Source organism: Vibrio sp. E150_011 (genome assembly GCF_053544015.1).
This window is the reverse complement of the sequence record NZ_JBHFOL010000004.1, coordinates 19,807-37,159: the sequence shown is the minus strand read 5'-3', so window position 1 is coordinate 37,159 and position 17,353 is coordinate 19,807. Positions and strand designations below refer to the sequence as shown.

14 protein-coding genes are annotated in these 17,353 nt (G+C 44.1%); 7 read left to right on the top strand and 7 right to left on the bottom strand.

What is annotated here, in order from left to right:
- Window positions 1-47: 47 nt before the first annotated feature.
- A complete protein-coding gene (locus ACE1OE_RS08465) occupies window positions 48-923 on the top strand; it encodes a LysR family transcriptional regulator (RefSeq protein ID WP_449210721.1) in 876 nt (291 codons plus the stop codon).
- On the opposite strand, the gene ACE1OE_RS08460 is transcribed toward ACE1OE_RS08465, so the two are convergent.
- Window positions 920-1,810: a LysR family transcriptional regulator gene (locus ACE1OE_RS08460; protein ID WP_449210720.1), complete on the bottom strand. Its 891-nt coding sequence runs from the start codon at window positions 1,808-1,810 to the stop codon at window positions 920-922. The two genes, ACE1OE_RS08465 and ACE1OE_RS08460, sit on opposite strands and share 4 nt — an antisense overlap.
- A gap of 146 nt (window positions 1,811-1,956) precedes the next feature.
- Here ACE1OE_RS08460 and ACE1OE_RS08455 point away from each other — a divergent pair, with 146 nt between their 5' ends.
- A complete protein-coding gene (locus ACE1OE_RS08455; protein WP_449210719.1) occupies window positions 1,957-2,964 on the top strand; it encodes a linear amide C-N hydrolase in 1,008 nt (335 codons plus the stop codon).
- 88 nt (window positions 2,965-3,052) lie between these two features.
- Here the strand turns inward: ACE1OE_RS08455 and ACE1OE_RS08450 are convergent, their stop codons facing one another.
- The 3 genes from ACE1OE_RS08450 to ACE1OE_RS08440 all read right to left on the bottom strand — a co-directional run bounded on the left by ACE1OE_RS08450 (window position 3,053) and on the right by ACE1OE_RS08440 (window position 6,264).
- Entirely contained in the window at window positions 3,053-3,946 is an 894-nt protein-coding gene (locus tag ACE1OE_RS08450; RefSeq protein ID WP_449210718.1) for a DMT family transporter, read from the bottom strand.
- Window positions 3,947-4,025: 79 nt separating this feature from the next.
- Window positions 4,026-4,661, bottom strand: coding sequence for a 3'-5' exonuclease (locus ACE1OE_RS08445; protein WP_449210717.1), 636 nt, complete (start codon window positions 4,659-4,661; stop codon window positions 4,026-4,028).
- A gap of 172 nt (window positions 4,662-4,833) precedes the next feature.
- Window positions 4,834-6,264, bottom strand: a complete 1,431-nt coding sequence (locus ACE1OE_RS08440) for a sodium-dependent transporter (RefSeq protein ID WP_449210716.1) — start codon at window positions 6,262-6,264, stop codon at window positions 4,834-4,836.
- 701 nt (window positions 6,265-6,965) lie between these two features.
- Here ACE1OE_RS08440 and ACE1OE_RS08435 point away from each other — a divergent pair.
- Window positions 6,966-7,550, top strand: a complete 585-nt coding sequence (locus tag ACE1OE_RS08435; protein WP_449210715.1) for a hypothetical protein — start codon at window positions 6,966-6,968, stop codon at window positions 7,548-7,550.
- 231 nt (window positions 7,551-7,781) lie between these two features.
- Here the strand turns inward: ACE1OE_RS08435 and ACE1OE_RS08430 are convergent, their stop codons facing one another.
- On the bottom strand, window positions 7,782-9,725 hold the full coding sequence (locus ACE1OE_RS08430) for an alkaline phosphatase family protein (RefSeq protein WP_449210714.1): 1,944 nt from the start codon (window positions 9,723-9,725) through the stop codon (window positions 7,782-7,784).
- 260 nt (window positions 9,726-9,985) lie between these two features.
- Between ACE1OE_RS08430 and ACE1OE_RS08425 the strand changes: the two genes are divergently transcribed.
- The 3 genes from ACE1OE_RS08425 to ACE1OE_RS08415 all read left to right on the top strand — a co-directional run bounded on the left by ACE1OE_RS08425 (window position 9,986) and on the right by ACE1OE_RS08415 (window position 12,744).
- Window positions 9,986-10,921: a LysR family transcriptional regulator gene (locus ACE1OE_RS08425; protein ID WP_449210713.1), complete on the top strand. Its 936-nt coding sequence runs from the start codon at window positions 9,986-9,988 to the stop codon at window positions 10,919-10,921.
- Window positions 10,922-11,164: 243 nt separating this feature from the next.
- Window positions 11,165-11,686, top strand: a complete 522-nt coding sequence (locus tag ACE1OE_RS08420) for a TetR/AcrR family transcriptional regulator (protein ID WP_449210712.1) — start codon at window positions 11,165-11,167, stop codon at window positions 11,684-11,686.
- Complete coding sequence (locus ACE1OE_RS08415; RefSeq protein ID WP_449210711.1) at window positions 11,686-12,744, top strand: alcohol dehydrogenase family protein; 1,059 nt, start codon at window positions 11,686-11,688, stop codon at window positions 12,742-12,744. Before ACE1OE_RS08420 ends, ACE1OE_RS08415 begins: the two co-directional genes overlap by 1 nt.
- A 112-nt stretch (window positions 12,745-12,856) precedes the next feature.
- Here the strand turns inward: ACE1OE_RS08415 and ACE1OE_RS08410 are convergent, their stop codons facing one another.
- The gene (locus tag ACE1OE_RS08410; RefSeq protein ID WP_102532590.1) at window positions 12,857-13,276 is read right to left on the bottom strand and encodes a universal stress protein; all 420 of its coding nucleotides are present in this window, start codon (window positions 13,274-13,276) and stop codon (window positions 12,857-12,859) included.
- Between the two features lie 597 nt (window positions 13,277-13,873).
- Between ACE1OE_RS08410 and ACE1OE_RS08405 the strand changes: the two genes are divergently transcribed.
- Window positions 13,874-15,691, top strand: coding sequence for an ATP-binding cassette domain-containing protein (locus ACE1OE_RS08405; RefSeq protein ID WP_449210710.1), 1,818 nt, complete (start codon window positions 13,874-13,876; stop codon window positions 15,689-15,691).
- 205 nt (window positions 15,692-15,896) lie between these two features.
- Here the strand turns inward: ACE1OE_RS08405 and ACE1OE_RS08400 are convergent, their stop codons facing one another.
- Complete coding sequence (locus tag ACE1OE_RS08400) at window positions 15,897-17,342, bottom strand: sucrose-specific PTS transporter subunit IIBC (RefSeq protein WP_449210907.1); 1,446 nt, start codon at window positions 17,340-17,342, stop codon at window positions 15,897-15,899.
- Between the last annotated feature and the right edge of the window lie 11 nt (window positions 17,343-17,353).

Genomic DNA, 17,353 nt, shown 5'->3' with positions numbered 1-17,353 from the left:
TGTTTATAGCATGATGGGCATCTGATGATTAATGACAGGCATTCGACATGGATTTTTCACTTGCTCAAATGGAAGCATTTACTGCGACTTATGAATCTGGCAGCTTTAAAGCCGCCGCTGAACAGCTCAATAAACGCCGCCAAGTCATTACCAAGCTAGTTTGCTCAATGGAAGAGAGCTTCAACATCACTCTTTTTGAGCGTAAAACGAGGCACTTAGAACCTACAGAAGTCGCTCGTAAGCTTTACCCAGTGATGAACCGAACGTTAGTTAATAGCGGTAAAGTGCAAAGCACCATTAGACGTTTTGAACGAAAGGAAACCACACGTTTGAGTGTGGGAATCGATAGTATGTTGGTTTGCCCTGAAGTCATGGCGTGCTTTCGAGCGCTATTGAGTGCGTCCCCTGAATTACAATTAGATATACATACGGGCAGCACAACAGAAATGTTTGATTGGTTGACAGAGAAGAAGGTGGAAGTGGCTCTGCGCTTCTACCCCTTTTCAGTAGAAGGCGAAATGGTAAAGATAACGGCTTTCAATTTTGAAATGATCAATATTGCTTCTTCGCAGCTAGTGAACAACGGCGCTGTGATATCGGAGGATGAAGCGTCACAAATGGCTCAGGTTGTCCCTAAGTTTGTTTATCACTATAACCATCAAAAACAGCACGTCTTTAGCGACAAGCCCATTATCTCAAATAACCTTCAACAGACCCTTTCTATTGTTGAAGAGGGCATGGGTTGGACCGTCGTTCCTAAGTTCATGGTACGGGATCAGCTTGTTAATGGCACCTTTGCTAGTTTTACGATTGAAGGTGCCTCCCCAATTTATTGGTCTGCAGAGCTGATTTATTTAAGTGAGGAGGATCTTAGCTTAGCGGGGGACTTACTCACCCAGCAACTACAAAACCTCAGCTTTTAACGGTTATTGATTTCCTGCTCTAGACCTTGAACGTGTTGAGTAAAAATATCGCCTGCAAGAGTGAGTTTGTCATCGCTTTGGTAGATGATCTCAGCGGTCCAAACAACAGAAACGGACCCTTCAATATAGAATTCAGAAATGTTTTGTTCTGCAATGAGCTTCTTGACGCTAAATCCAGGCACGACTGCCCAGCCAATTTCAGCATTTGCCATCTCAACGGTTGCTTGCAAGTTGTTTGAAATGATAACCCTGTCACTCTGTACATGGCCTTTATCAAGCCCATATTGAAACACAAACTTAGGCACAATCTGGCTCAGGCTCGATAGCTCTTGACCGGTGATAACGGCGCCGCGTGGGATAAGGTTATTATGAGCAATGCAAATGGTGGGAAAATTAAATGCGCTGACGGTGACAAGGTCATCATCTAAGGAAAAAGGTGAAGCCCTAAGTCCCATGTCGGCAGTGCCATCGTGCACCCACTGACTGATCTGCTTGGTGTTGCCTGCTAATACTTCAAGATCAATGGTTGGGATCGCGTCTAATACCGCCTTGTAGCAACGTGTTATTTCAGAGCTCATTAACTGGCTGTCTATTGCCAGCGTAAAACTGGTGGGTAGCTCTTCTTCAAAACTCTCTAGCATCTCAGCGATTTGTTCAGAATCTAACAGTACTCTTTTCGCCAATTTATACAGCTTTTGGGCTTGCTCGGTAGCTTCTAACCGACGTACGTGCCGCTCAAATAGTAAAACCCCACAGCTTTCTTCCATTGTGGCCACTAGTTTTGCAATCGCTTGGCTACGTTTCTCTAAGCGAATCGCCGCACTTTTAAAGCTTCCTGTTTCGTACGTTAGAACAAAAGCTTGTAATTGTGATAATGAAAAATCCATAGGCATCTCTTAATCGTTTTCCTTATTATAGACTACCTAATGTTGTTTATTGCGATTTTATGAATTGATTTTTCGAGTGCATGATAGCTCCATCAAACGACTTAGAGTGATAACACACTCAAACCAAACACCATTCGGAGTATCTCATGAAAAAATCAATCATCGCATTAGCACTTGCTGCTACCACCGCCGTGGGTCTCACTGCCACAGCACAGGCTTGCTCTTACTCTTACATCACCGATGCTAATGGTCATCATTTTATCAGCCGTACTAACGAACTGCCGATGGAAACCGAAGAAAACCTAATTGTGGTCCCACGTGGCCACAAATTCCGTGACTCAACCTCAAAATACGGTTTCGTTGGCATACGCCATGGTGACACTCAAATGATTTCTTCAGGTTTAAATGAACAAGGTGTCAGTATTGAAGCCTTGGGTTTTTGGGCGGCCGAGTACTCAGACACAGAAAAAGGCGATGCAACGTCACTTTCTATTGTGTCGACCATGTTAGGGAACGCGAAATCAACCGATGAAGCGGTTGAGATTGCGAAGTCGCTGACAGTTGTATACGAAGACATGAAGCAATTTAATGGGGTAACGGTTGCTTTCCACTATGCGATTAATGACGGTGAGCGTGCAGTCGTCATTGAACACGTCAATGGCGAAGCCGTGGTTTACGAAAACACGCTCGGTGTAATGACCAACGATCCAAGTTATCCTGAGCAAGAAAAACTGGCTAAGGCGGCCATTGAAAAAGTGAATGATCGCGATTTAGAAACCTTAGCCATCTTTCCTGGTTTTAGTACCAGCTCTGAGGACCGTTTCTCACGAATAGCGGCGTTGAATGCGGCCTACGATAACAATAAACCCGCGAACGACCGTCGTGATGAAGGGATTAACCGAGTATTTTCTATGTTAAATAACATGGAGTTAGTGTCAGGTTCAATGTATTGGGAATTCTTGTCGCCACTCCCACAAATTGTCGCATATGGCAACGTGGTTGACATTGAAGACAAGGCTTACTACTTCCGTACTTACGACAACCCAACCATTCGTAAACTGGATTTAGACACGATTAACTTCGATACCATTACCTACTCAGCAACGCCGATTTATGGTGTGGAAGCAACCTACGCCGAAGTGGCGATTAAATAAACTCGGCCAAAGCCGTAATATCGTTGAAAGCCAGTAAATGCTGGCTTTCAACTTAATATCTTCAAGCCCAATTACCACGCTCTAGGCGCTACTTTCTAGGAAGGGATGCGCTCTTGCCAAAGACGTTAATTAACGCGCCGACAACAATCAAAATGCCACCCGCATAGGTCCACCCTGATGGGCTTTCATTAAATACAATGACGCCAAGAATAATAGAAAAGACAATCTGGACATACGCATAGGCGGAGGCTTTGCCTGCCGCTTGTGTTTGCATGGCCTTAGTTAAGCCGAGTTGGCCAATTTGTGTGAAAATACCAACAAGGATGAGCAAGAACGTCAGTGTCAAATCCGGCATGACAAAGTTATCGCCAATTAGAAGCAACGAAAGCGGGAGCGCAACCAGCGGGAAGTAAAAAATAATGACGGAACTGTCTTCGGTGACGCTCAGTTTTTTAACGATAACGTAAGCGATGGCGCTACCGAATGCACCTAAAATCGCGATGCCAACGTTAAATAGGGGGAGCTCACTACTACCACTCGCGCCAAGTGTCGGGTATACCATAACGTATAAGCCTAACAAGCATAAAAGTATGCAAACAATCGTAGAAAACTGTACGCGCTCCTTTAAAAAGAGAAACGCTAGGAGGGCCGTGAAAACAGGGTGGGTGTATTGCAAAATCGTCGCTTCTGCAAGCGGCAGTGTGGTAATGGAATAGTACACACACATCAAGGCCATGGTGCCTACCATACCCCTAGCCAATAACAGTTTTTTATTGTTTCCCCATATGGAGATGCCCTTACGTTTTACATCGCCATAGCTAATGATCAAAGAAACGAGCGCCCTTGCTGCAACAATTTCAAAAACGGGAAGCCCATAGCTACTGACATATTTTACACAAGCCGACATTAACGCGAAGCCAAGGGCCGACAACACCATAAAGCGCACGCCAATAGGAAACATTTCAGCTAAACGAGAATTCATAGGGTACTCAATGGTTAGTGGTGGATCTGACAAATAACATGGTTAATGGTTAATGGTTAATGGTTAATGGCTAATGGCGTTAAGAGTGAGCGACGGAGTATTTGTCTAAGAAGGCCTTTACCGATGCTTTAGGCGTTTTTGACAGTTTTTGCATCAATGAAAACGTTGGGTTGGTGAATTCATGTTGGGATTGAAGATCGTCTAATAAGACCAGCCATAATGAAGCCGTGACCTCAGCGTCCGCTAACGCTCTGTGAAACACACCGTCGTTGTCGATATTATGATAACGAACAAGGTCACCCAATTTATGAGAGGATGCCTCTTGTGTCAGGCGACGAGATACCAACAACGAACATGCAAAACTACCATCATAGGTTGCTTGAATATTGGCAAGCTCTGCGTCTAAAAAACGTTGATCGAACGAAGCATTATGCGCCACAAGGTTACTGCCTTGGATCCAATCAGAAAACTCAGCCATGACTTCTTCACAGCTTGGTGCATTGACCAGCATACTGTTAGTGATACCCGTGTAGTTTTCAATAAACCCACTAACACGGAACCCCGGATTCATCAGCGATTGAAAACGATCAATGACCTGTCCGTTCTCTAGTTTCACTGCCCCGATTTCAATCGCTCTGTCACCTTGATTTGGTGATAAGCCCGTTGTTTCGAAATCGAGCACAATAACGGAGTCGGCGAGGGGGTTTATTGGCATGGTGCTATCTCTAGTTTACAGTGTGAATAATGCGAAGCAGGCAAGTCTAACGTGTAATGGCAAAGACCAAAAGAGCTAATTAGCGTGGTGGTTTGAATGGTAGTGCATTGCTTGAATAAATAGCATAAAAAAAGGAAGCCTTTTGGCTTCCTTTTTCGGTGTTTCTTTAGAGTTATAGCTTCTTAGAAGCAAACCCTGCTAGCGCGATAATAGCAATACCCATTAGCATGATTGGGCCTTTACCACTATCAAATCCGCTTAAGATACCCGCCATTGCAACAATTGCTACTGCTACAGGGATAACGAACTTAACCAGGTTGTACCAAAGACCAAATAGTGGGAAAGAGACCTTACCATCGTTGGTGATTTCTTTCTCAAGCTCTTCACGAGTCAGTCTCCAACCAGCGAAGATACATACCAACATACCGCCAACGGCAAGGAAGATCTTATCTGTTAGTAAGTCAAAGATGTCAAAGGCTCCGGTATCAAACAGAGTTGGACCTACGCCACCTAGAGATAGAGATGCAAAGACACATAGCACCGCCATTACGGATGCAGCAGACAGTACCGCCACAGAGCGCTTCATGCCTTTCTCATCGATAAGGTAAGACACAACCACTTCTAATAGAGACACAGAAGAGGTTAGAGCGGCAACCGTTAGACCGACGAAGAACAGTAGTGCAAATAGAAGTCCCATGCCGCCCATTTCAGCAAACAGCTGAGGAACAACAACGAAAACAAGACCAGGACCAGCAGCAGGTTCCATGCCCAGGGCAAACATCGCTGGGAACATAGCAACACCCGCAAGGATAGCAACACTGGTATCCATTGCTGTAACCATAGCGGTAGTTTGAACGAGGTTTTCTTTCTTCTTCAAGTAACTGCCGTAGGTAATCATACAACCCATACCAAGGCTGAGAGAGAAGAACGCTTGTCCAAGTGCCGCTAGTACAACACCGCTGTCAACTTTCGAAAAGTCAGGGCTGAATAGGAACTCAACACCGGCCATTGCTCCAGGAAGAGATAAGCCTTTTACTGATACGATGATAAGAATCAAGAATAAGATAGGCATTAAGATCTTGCCTGCCTTCTCGATACCACCAGAGATACCACGACTTACGATAAGAACGTTAAGGAAGAGGTAAACACCCATCCACATCAATGGCTGAAGTGGATCAGTAATGAAAGCACCGAAGCTATCGCCAATTGCATCTGGTGTGCTAAGCAGTCCAGTCGACACTTTTGACACATATGCAAGTGCCCAGCCGCCTACTACTGGGTAGAAACCCATAATCAGCAAGCCACTCAATACACCAATGACACCAACGAAGGTCCAGCGACCATCAGTTGATTTAAAAGCGCCTACAGCTGAACGGCCAGTCTTACGACCAACGGCAAATTCAGTCAACATGACACTAAAGCCAATAAAAATAACGAAAGCAAGGTAAATAGCGATAAAAGCACCACCACCATTTTCACCTGCTGTGTAAGGGAACTTCCAAATGTTTCCTAGACCTACAGCAGATCCTGCTGCGGCCATTACGAAGCCAAGCTTCGAACCCCAATTATCGCGGGGTGCTGCGTTTGTGTTGCTCGTTGCCACGGGTAACTCCAAATTTTGTTTGTTGTGTTTGCTATTCTTGGCGCCGAAAAATGTGTGTGTATTTTTATGTATACACTTTCTAAAGTTTTTGTAGGCGCTACGATCGTGACAAGTAAACCAGTTTGTGATTATAGATGGAAGTGTGAATAGTGCATTTTTCTAAATTTTGTCATCAAAATGTTGTTAAGTGCTGATTTTTTGTTCTCATTTACCTCATGCTTCTAATTTGTTAACAATTGACAGAACCTTGAGTGGTCGGATCTTAATCACGTAGGTGCATATTTTGTGTTGTTGGAAATATACTGTGCGGGAATTTGTTGAGGAAGATTGATAGATCTCACGCAAAGCATTTTGTTAATAATTTGTTATCGTGATGAGTGTATTAGGTGTTTATGATAACTGAAGCAATAGAGTCGGCATGATTTGTTGGTTTTTTATTATGATGATAAAAGTGTTTTTCATTAGGCTGAGCTGTCAATAGGTTAAATGAATAAGGAGTGCTTCTATCTGTAATGTTTTCTTTGCACCTGTAGGGTGCTTGTCATTCATTTTAGCGGGTTGAATAACTGTTTTGACGATTGCCAAGGACGATATAATCGCCCCCTTATCGATAAGTCATGAGGAATACTCGATAGAGGAGGCACTATTGGTTAAGATGGGGCCCTAAACCGAGCCACACTGTATTTGAGAAGATAAACGAAATGAGCAACCTGACTGTAGAACAAGAAAACGCTATCGCGACATTCAAAGCCGCACTGCACCTTCCTAAAGGTGGCTTTCATGTCTTAATTGTGGATCTTTGCCAGCAATACCAACTGCCATTTCAAACTTGTCGCTCTGTACTGAAAAAAGCTCAGAAATCGATAGAATCAAAAATCCGTGACCAGTATGCCGAGCTTGAACCCGCTGACCTTACACAAGCCTGTTGGCTAGCTTTGATTCACCAATCACTTTCTGAGTTAGCAGCACAGACCCAACCACTCATGGTGACAATGACCAGCAGCGAACGCTACACGGCGATAATGAGTGCGATGGAGTCTCCCCATTTAGAGGCTAGTGCTCGCGATGAGCTAATCGATAAACTTATGATGGTCTATGAATTAGACGTATATAAATCATTGGGCGCAATGCTGCATACATCGGCATTATATTGGGAGCTTCGAGATGATCTGTTTGAGATGACGGCTGATCGTTTACAAAAATTTTCTGATTACCCACAACATGTAGAAGCCACTTTACATCTACTTGATCTGGCCGACAGGGTACGATCGCCGTCCGTTAAGTAAGCGATGACTGTGGATTAGAAGCTGATTTGTGGATTAAACGCGTACTTGTGGGTGACGAGCAGTAATCCCCCTTTCTTAATCGATGCCTTAACCAATAGGTACGGATAGCTAGTAGCTAGTAGCTAATAATTAATAGCTAATCACTAATCGAGAGTGTGGTGTTAGCCATAACCACCACACTCTCCATCGATATTGATGCTTACTGAATAATTAGCACCTTGTTGATTTAAGTTACAGCGGTGTTCTCTGAGTTTGTTGTTGTAGCGCGCGTATCTGTGGTACGGATAAGGATTGCTTGAACGTAATCAGGTCAGCAACGCTAATTTCTAGCTCGGTACCACTGTTGTATGTGCCTGTACCGTCTTCACCGACATTAACAGGGTATTCCGTTGCTAATGTTGTAAGATTACTCAAATCAAGTTCTGCAAAGTTCGAAAAGTGATCAGATTCAGGTTCGTAAAGGTATATTCCAGAGGTAGAATCATCGTCTAGATTCATATTAACAACCACGTAGACCCATTCATCATTAGTGAAACTTAATTTACGGGTGTCATTGCGGGTATTTTCATCACTTGCGTTTAACTTTATGGTTGAACCTTCAACCGCCACCGCAAACCCAGGATTGCCACCTGACGCCCATGATTTGTTCGCAATTACGGCTGGATCACCACTTGAATTGGATGCTTTCATCCAAAATGCGTAAGCAAGCTCGTTAACCCCGTTGAGATCATCATCGATTGAAACGTATCCTTCATCGCTGTTTATTACCACGGCTTTATTTTGATTAAATTGGTCGGCATCGTATCTTTCTGATACGGCTTCTTTTGCTTGCCATGTTGCGCTGCGTAAGCTTTCATCAAAGGAATGAAAATTGTCTGAAAGCGCTAGAACGTCATCTAAGTCGACTTCTTGCCCTAGATACACGTTGTTGACGCTGCTGACAGGGGTGCCTACATTACTCACCACTGTATAAAGAACTTGATGTGTACCTTCGCCAATATTGTCAATGCTTACCGTGTCTTCAAATTCAAGTGTCCCTGAAGGTAATTCTGCTAACAGAACGTCGTTGCGATATACCTTAACGTTGGTTGTATTGGAGGATTCTTGCCATTGGATCTGGATGGTTTTTTCTTCGGTACTGGTGTCATCAGTAATGCTAGAAAGAACTTTGTATGCACCTAACTCAGCAACCAACGACGGAGCTGAAAAGGTGTTGCTGTCGGTAAAATCATAATTCAGATAGCTTAAAGCTGTTGGGATTACCGTAGCAATACTTGGGTAGGCCATTAGCTCGTTTTGATCTTGGTCGTCAGTAATATCAATGACGTCTGATGGTGAATAGAAAAACTCATTCATTAGGTTTTCACGATTCGTTCCAATAAACGCTTTTCTTTCTTCGATGGTATCCCCTCCGTGGCCACCGGCTTGAGTATGCCCATGATCGGTAACCAGCAATACCAGCCATTCTTCGTTGAGGTTCTTCTCTCGCCATTCAACCGCATCATAGACAGCGCCAATTTCAGCATCGAGCTTGATCAGTGCTTGTTCATATTCAACGCCCCAACCACAACAATGCCCCGCACCGTCGACATCATCGAGGTGCATAAAGACAAGTCGCTTATCATAACTACTTGTCATTAAGTCATTTGTGACGGTTTGCGCTATGAATTCATCAGCACCAATCCCGTCCGGTCGATAACTACTATCAACTCGTTTGTCGACATAGATGAGATCCTTTGAAATATGACCAGTATTAATGTCGTTCCAAGAGGTGTACGAAGCCGCTTTAGAGTCATTAAATTTTTCATGAGCAAACGCGAATACTGAATTTACAGCAACCGGAGCGCCATTATTTGAGGTAACGTGGTGTTGGTCGTGCCAAACACCAGTCAGGATGGTACTCCAAGATGGACCTGACGCGGATACTTGGTGGCTACCCGTGTTTAGGTATCCGCCTACAAAGGCTTTTGTTGTTGAGAAACGATCAAAGTTGGGTAATGATGGCTTATTGATCTCATCATTTATTTCATCACTAATGTAGTCATAATAAACGCCATCGACACCTAAAATAAGGACCTTTTTCTCTTTGTTAACATCCGATATTGTTTCGGATTCAGAGCCACAGCCAGAAATTATTGCAATTGATGACAGAACTAGAACCGTTTTTTTAAACATGATATATCTCACTTTGTTTGGTGTAGTCCAAATGTAAAGTGAGTCTTTTAAATAAATGTGAAATAGAGAGTTATATTTACTTTACGAATCAACAAGGAACACTTCACCGTTATTGTTATGTCTTATGGGATTTTTATTGTTATGTCTTATGGGATTTTTATTGTTGTTTTTAATATATTTATCGTAACATTTATTTAATTATAGGTAAGTGTGATTTGTGATAATGTCTTTGAAATACAATGAATGTATGAGGATGCATCATGCTTGATAAATGCAACAAGAGAAAAAGCAACCGAGATATTCCTCCACTTGGTTCACTGCGTGTATTTGAAGCCGTTGCTCGGCATGGAAGTTTAAGCAAGGCTGCAGTTGAGCTAAATGTTAGTCGCTCTGCAATAAGTCAACAAATAAAAACGCTAGAGTCATTTGTTGATTCAACATTATTGACAAGAACAGGGAATAATATTGAATTAACAGAGCAAGCTAGATTTTATTTACCTATAGTGACGGAATCATTAGATAATTTACATTCTGGTGCGAGGCAAATTTTTTCTGAAAAAGAAAAAGGGAAAATAACAATTAGAATATCACATTCGTTTTGTTATGCGTGGCTGTTGCCAAGATTGTCTGACTTTAGACGTAGATTTCCACTAATTAATTTTAAATTTATTACAACAACACGTAATTATCCAGAATTTTCTAAAGATATTGATGTGGAGATTATAAATGGATACGGAAATTGGGATCATCCATTAACAGAAAATATCTCAATTAAAGAACAGTGGATCGCAGTCGCAAGCCCAAGCTTTATTCGTCAATATGATTGCACACAGCCTATAGAAATACTTGCGACATATCCAAAGATTCAAACTTACAGCTACAACGAGAGTTGGAAAGACTGGCTGCATTCGATACTTTTTGGTGTTCCGTTTACCGAACCAGAGCTGCAGTTTGACAGCACTCACTTATCTATGGAAGCGGCGATCCAAGGGCATGGCATGCTCATCGCTAAGAGTTTACTTATTGAAGATAGTCTTAAGCAAGGAGACCTAGTGCAGATACACCCTAAAGTTCTAATGAGTAAGAGCAACCACTATTTAGTTTCGAATCCAATGACAGCGAACCGTTACGAGGTCGACATGTTTTGTAAATGGCTGAAAGCTGGCATTCAAGCACAACACCAATTGGCGTCTTGATATGTACTGGCACGGACAAATATCACGGATATATTGGACGGTATTCTACGCCATGCCAATGTCCGCTCAGGGATTGTAAGTAAGTCGTACTAAAATTTTCACACTTCGCTTTTCTCATGTGCTTCGTCACGCTCTCTATTTCTTTGAAGGCATTATTTTGCTATGCCACGAAAAATATTGACACAGGTAGAGCGAACGCTCTACCATTAAGTGGAACAAGTATTCTACTTAATGGTAAATCAGATGCTTAAAGAACAAATAGCCGCGAGTTTGGAAATGGCGTTTAGCCAACACGGGTTTGCAGAGCCCAGCGTTGCTCAACTTAAAGTCGCGTGTAACGTCAGCCTTCGTACCTTGTACAAACACTATCCATCTAAGGAAGCGATGATTGTTGGCGCACTTGAATACCGTCACCAACGTTACCTCTCTTTCTTGCTTGAAGACGCGCCTTTTTCATCAAATGTTGAAGCTACCGTTCACGTTTTTACCAAGCTAGAGCAGTGGATGCAGGCGTACGCGCAACATGGCTGTTTGTCGATGAATGCCATTGCGGCATTTCCTGATAACGCCCTCATTGCTGGTGCGGTAATGAATCATAAGAAAGCCGTGCGTCATTTTCTAGGGCAGCAAAGTAAGCATACTGAGCTGTCTACTGTGCTGTTTCTATTGCACGAAGGAGTGTCGAGTGCGTGGCCAGTCTTGGGGGCAGAGGCCGTGGTGTCAGCCAAAACAACCGTCATACAAATTTTAGAGGAAACCGCTTAATGAACACAATATCAACGACGATGAAAGGGGTGCAACTTATTGGCCATGGTGGTCCGGAAATGCTTAAATATCGCGACGATATTACTGTCCCAACACCCAAACCAAATGAGGTTCTTGTTCGAGTATCGGCGGCTGGCATTAATAATACCGATATCAATACTCGCATTGGTTGGTACTCGAAAAATGCGGGAAATACATCAGATGCAAGTTGGTCGGGTAACGCGCTTGAATTGCCACGAATTCAAGGTGCAGATGTTTGCGGTATGGTGGTAGCGGTGGGTCAAAATGTATCGGAGTCGCGTATTGGTGATAGGGTCATCATCGAGCCGTGTCTATCGGAGGCGAATGGAGCTCTACAAAACCCAGCATGGTATTTTGGGTCAGAGTGTGACGGCGGTTTTGCTGAGTACACAGTCGTGGCTGAAAAGCATGCTTATACGATAAATAGCTCATTGACTGACCGTGAACTTGCTTCGTTTCCTTGTTCCTATTCTACGGCTGAAAACATGCTGACCCGAGCTGGTGTTACATCATCAGACCGTGTACTGATTTCAGGTGCATCCGGCGGGGTAGGTTCGGCGGCGATTCAACTAGCCAAAGCTCGAGGGGCGATGGTTATTGCTATAACTAGCCAAAGTAAGTATCAACAAATCTTAGATCTTGGGGCGGATCAGGTCGTAGAAAGAAACGATGATCTTGTCGAAATATTGGGTGAAAACAGTGTCGATGTGGTTATCGATTTGGTTGCGGGTTCTCAATGGCCGACTTTTTTGCAAGTACTGCGGCCCAAAGGGCGTTACGCGGTGTCAGGGGCGATTGGTGGCGCGATGGTGGAACTGGATGTTCGGACCTTATACCTAAAAGATCTTAGCTTTTTCGGTTGTACCGCACTTGAACCTGAGGTTTTTCAGAACCTAGTCGATTGTATTGAGCAAGGAAAAATTAAACCGCTTGTGGCGCAAACCTTTTTGCTTGAAGACATCGCTCTGGCGCAACAAGTCTTTTTGGACAAAAAGCATACAGGAAAAATTGTGCTGCAAGTCGCTAGTAATGAGTAGCGGTACCATCACTACGTTACGGTTACGAATACGATGCCGGGGTAGAGCGCCTGAAGCGCTGAACTAAAATTAAGGATGAACGTTTTGCGTTCATCCTTATTACGACATTGACCTAGATAGGGACAACAAGTATATCAACCGGTGATTTGTTGATGAGGTGGCGAGAGTAAGACACGATGCGACTCCAAAAATCGTGGTGGTGGCCACAAATTAATAGATCCACTCCATTATCATTAATGGTGGCATTTAGCTTGTCACCTAAATCTCCGGTACCGACTAAAAAGCGCTTAATTGGAAAGTCGGTGTATTGTTGAAATGTCACTAGCATCTCATTGGCGTGAGCATTTAGCGGCTGCCTGTCAGGTTCCGCTTGTATGTCCACTAGGTCAGGATATATCTCCCCATGCGTGCCATCGATGTGGATAAACGATACTTCTGCATCGACGAGTTGGGCAATAGATACTGCCTTATCAATGAGTACATTACTGTCTTCCGACAGTTCTAACGCGACTAAGATATGTTTATATTTCATCACTATGCCCTCATGTTTGACTTCTAATCTAAGGATAGTCTTCAATCTTCAAAAATAATACTGCCAAGATCTCAGAAAGTTGTTAATGGTCAAAAAAACTGCGAATAATCATATTGTGTTGGTTATTGTCGCTTCAAGACGCGTGTCGTTGTCAAGAGTAAGCCCATGGTGATAAGTTCAAGTGTCCGACTGGATTTTGGGGCACTTTGGTATAGAAAAACACAACGTCATAAGCCGACACAACGACTTGCACTCCACTTAAGCCAATGAGGCAAGGGTAGCAGCGCCATATTGACTTCTTCATTCGTTTGTCGATAAGATTGGGTCATCATCTCTTAAGGAATTAACGCCATAATGAAGTACTAACATCTCGATATCCAATGAACATCATATTTTTGGACTCTCGGGGTTAGTGGGCGTTACTTCGTCATATCTATCTTGCACTACGGTATTATTGTGACCTTTGATTCATGCTATGGATCGTCCGGACGTATTTAATCAGCAATACGTCAACACAATAACACCAGCTTAAGTAACGCTCTGCCATTGTAAAAAATGGTGACCCCTTTTACTGATATTCGTAAAAGGAGGGCATTCATGCCTAAACAATCAACAAAAACACGATTTACTGGTAAAGCACTATCTGCTCGTAAAGCGCTATCTACTCGTAAAGCGCTATCTACTCATCAAAAGCCGGCGACTCATAAAACTCGGTCGATTCACAAAGCAAGGCTTATTCACAAAGAAGCACCTGCAGATAAAACATTAGCCGCTCATCAATTGTCATTCCAATTAGAGACAGGGGAGTGGCTGTTCAAAGATCTCAGTTTTAGTCTCAATGACCGGTTTACGGGGCTAGTAGGGCGAAACGGTGTCGGTAAGTCGGTGTTGTTTTCTTTATTGGCTGGCTTACTAGCGCCGACGCAAGGGGTTGTTAATCGCCCAGGGCACCGTCCCAGTGCAACGCCAAATTTAGATGAGATGACCAACCGAGTGAACCTAACTCGCACCGGCGTTGCGGCACGAGAAAGTAAGCTAGGCTATTACTCTCAGTTACCCTCGTCTTTACTCACTCAAACGATCACTGTTGCAGAGTTCTTAGGCATTGAAGAAAAACGTCGAGCCTTACTTGCTATCAGTGAAGGTCGCTATGAACAAGCGCATTTTGACCTAGTGGATGAGGATTGGCATTTAGAAGAGCGCGTAAAGGCTCAGTTGGAAACGTTGAGAATCACGCCTGATCTTGATGCCTTGTGCCATACGCTTAGTGGTGGTCAATTGGCATGCTTGCAGTTACACCAATTGTTTGAATCAAATTCGGCGATCTTATTGCTTGATGAACCGTCCAATCACCTCGATGACTTAGGCCGTGAGTGGTTAATTGAGCAGTGCTTGCAATTTGAGGGGCAAGTCTTTGTCATCACTCATGACCGAAGTTTGTTGCGTCATGTTGATGCAATCTATCGACTGACGAGCCTGGGTATTGACTACTTTAAAGGAAGTTATGACGATTACTTCGCGCAGTCCACTGCTCAATCGGCGGCGTTGAATAAGCAAATATCGCACCTCTCTTCAGAACAAAAGAAACTCGAACGCCAAGCGCAGGTGAATCAGGAAAAAGCACAGCAACGTGAAGCAAAAGGCAATCGACTCAGGAAGTCGGGAAGCCAGCCAAAGATCTTAATGGACGCAATGAAGGATAAAGCGGGGCGGACTAAAGGGGCCGCCGCAATAACTCAGAGAAACCAGCAAGCTCGTAATGCCGAGAAACTGCAGGCATTAAAAGCAAAAAAAGAGCAGCTAAAACCGCAAGCCATGTACCTATCGCCTTCTGATAACGGCAAGAAGCGAACTCTTCTGTCTATTGAGCAGTGCTTGTTGAAGTATGGTTGCGGTAACCTCGTGTCGTTTTCCATGACGCAAGGAGAAAGAGTGCGCTTACAAGGGCAGAATGGCTGCGGTAAATCAACCTTGCTCAAATCCATTGCCAGTGGCGCGGCACCAGAGTCTGGCGATATTCGATGCTATGACAATACGGTGTACCTTGACCAGCATTTCGGGTTGCTGGATAACGAGACCTCGTTGCTGGAAAACCTGCTTAGGCGTAGTGATGGGTTAACCGTTAGCACTGCAAGGGTTTTGCTAGCAGGAATGGGCTTTCGGCGAGACACCGTTCATCGCAAAACCAAGCATCTCAGCGGGGGTGAAAAAATGAAGTTGTCGATGCTGATTGTGAGCCACATTCCTAAAACACCGCTGCTATTGTTAGATGAACCAGATAACCATCTAGATATCGAATCAAAACAGATGCTTGCACACGCTCTCCGTCACTATGAGGGCGCGTTCATTTTAGTGAGTCATGATCATGACTTTGTTGATGAGGTAGGGATCAGTCGGATCATTACCATGGATTGACTCAGGCTAGTGTATTAGATAAGCGACGCAAAAACGGAATGTTCACTTATTGTAGAAAATACGACTACCGAAGCCTGCTATCTCGCTGTTGGTGGAGTATACCTGCGGACACTTTAGTGGCAACCTTGGACGTGAAACCCATAAAGCGAGTTTATCGCGCTTTATGGGTTTTAGGAGGTAAGTGTATTGCGTTTAGACGCGGAGTTTATACCGTTGCAAGCTTGGCTGAGCGCTCTTTCGCATTTTGGCGAGCACCAAGAATAACGGTCAAACCAAAAGCAACAACAAATGCGATGACCATGCCTACGACGTAATAAATCAGGTCGCCAGGGCGAATCGAAATAATACCTGGTAAGCCCGCCGCCCCAAGCGCAGAAGCTTTGACATTAAACATGGTAATAAACGCGCTTGAGATTGCTGCCGCACAAATTGCTGCAATAAATGGATAGCGTAGTTTCAAATTGACACCAAACATTGCAGGTTCCGTAATGCCGAGTAACGCAGTCACGCCAGATGGCATGGCAATGCCCTTCGTTTTGGTATCTTTTGTGGTGAATGCAACGGCGATGGCTGCTCCGCCTTGGGCAATGTTAGACATTGCTGCGATTGGGAAGATAAATGTGCCTCCCGTAATCGCGATATCCGCTAACAGTTGGGTTTCGATAGCAATGAAGCTGTGGTGCATACCCGTGATGACAAAGGGCGCATAGATGAAACCAAATAAAGCACCGCCCACGAAACCGGCTGAGTCGTACAGCCAGTTCAAGCTATCGCCGAGTAAAAAGCCAATATCGCGAGTGAAAGGTCCGACGACCGTGAACGTTAAAAAGCCCGTGATAAAAATAGCCAGCATTGGCGTCAATAAGTTATCAAGTACCGACGGAATGAACTTACGCAGTCCATTTTCTACTTTCGCGAGAATAAATGCCGATACTAGGACGGGCAGAACCGAACCTTGATAGCCCACTTTTTGGATCTCAAAACCAAAGATATTCCAGGTCGGGATCGTGCCAGAGACACTTGCTCCACCGAAGCCCCAGCCATTTAGTAAGTCTGGGTGAACCATCAGCATACCCAGTGCGGCGCCAAGGAATGGGTTGCCACCAAACTTTTTAGACGCAGAAAATGCAAGCAAAACAGGTAGGTAAACAAAAGGGGCATTCGCAAACGTGTTAATCATGCTGGCTAAATCAGCCATACCAGGGTAAGCATCAATCAACGATTGCCCGTCAATGAAGAGTCCCTTAGCGGTGAGCAGATTGAACACACCCATCAACAGGCCACCGGCGACAATCGCCGGAATGATTGGAACAAAAATATCGGATAATCCTTTGACGGCCTTCTGAACGATATTTTGTTTTTGCGCGCCAGCGGAAGCAACTTCACTGGTCGACATGTCACTCATGCCAGTGAGTTTAGCGATCTCAGCGTGTACCTGATTGACAATGCCAGAGCCGAAGATGACCTGATATTGACCTGCGACCTTAAACTGGCCCTTTACACCATCCAAGTTGTCGATGGCGTCTTCTTGAATCAAAGACTCATCTTTTATTGCCAGACGAAGACGCGTGGCGCAGTGGGCGAGGGCGGCGAGGTTATCTTTCCCTCCAATTAACGCTAACAGTTCTTTTGCTACAGCAGGGTAATTCATCATTCACTCCG

What these genes read in the sequence shown, in the direction of transcription:
- ACE1OE_RS08465 (WP_449210721.1), top strand. Translation starts at nt 48, where the DNA reads ATGGATTTTTCACTTGCTCAAATGGAAGCATTTACTGCGACTTATGAA.
- ACE1OE_RS08460 (WP_449210720.1), bottom strand. Translation starts at nt 1,810, where the DNA reads ATGGATTTTTCATTATCACAATTACAAGCTTTTGTTCTAACGTACGAA.
- ACE1OE_RS08455 (WP_449210719.1), top strand. Translation starts at nt 1,957, where the DNA reads ATGAAAAAATCAATCATCGCATTAGCACTTGCTGCTACCACCGCCGTG.
- ACE1OE_RS08450 (WP_449210718.1), bottom strand. Translation starts at nt 3,946, where the DNA reads ATGAATTCTCGTTTAGCTGAAATGTTTCCTATTGGCGTGCGCTTTATG.
- ACE1OE_RS08445 (WP_449210717.1), bottom strand. Translation starts at nt 4,661, where the DNA reads ATGCCAATAAACCCCCTCGCCGACTCCGTTATTGTGCTCGATTTCGAA.
- ACE1OE_RS08435 (WP_449210715.1), top strand. Translation starts at nt 6,966, where the DNA reads ATGAGCAACCTGACTGTAGAACAAGAAAACGCTATCGCGACATTCAAA.
- ACE1OE_RS08430 (WP_449210714.1), bottom strand. Translation starts at nt 9,725, where the DNA reads ATGTTTAAAAAAACGGTTCTAGTTCTGTCATCAATTGCAATAATTTCT.
- ACE1OE_RS08425 (WP_449210713.1), top strand. Translation starts at nt 9,986, where the DNA reads ATGCTTGATAAATGCAACAAGAGAAAAAGCAACCGAGATATTCCTCCA.
- ACE1OE_RS08420 (WP_449210712.1), top strand. Translation starts at nt 11,165, where the DNA reads ATGCTTAAAGAACAAATAGCCGCGAGTTTGGAAATGGCGTTTAGCCAA.
- ACE1OE_RS08415 (WP_449210711.1), top strand. Translation starts at nt 11,686, where the DNA reads ATGAACACAATATCAACGACGATGAAAGGGGTGCAACTTATTGGCCAT.
- ACE1OE_RS08410 (WP_102532590.1), bottom strand. Translation starts at nt 13,276, where the DNA reads ATGAAATATAAACATATCTTAGTCGCGTTAGAACTGTCGGAAGACAGT.
- ACE1OE_RS08405 (WP_449210710.1), top strand. Translation starts at nt 13,874, where the DNA reads ATGCCTAAACAATCAACAAAAACACGATTTACTGGTAAAGCACTATCT.
- ACE1OE_RS08400 (WP_449210907.1), bottom strand. Translation starts at nt 17,342, where the DNA reads ATGAATTACCCTGCTGTAGCAAAAGAACTGTTAGCGTTAATTGGAGGG.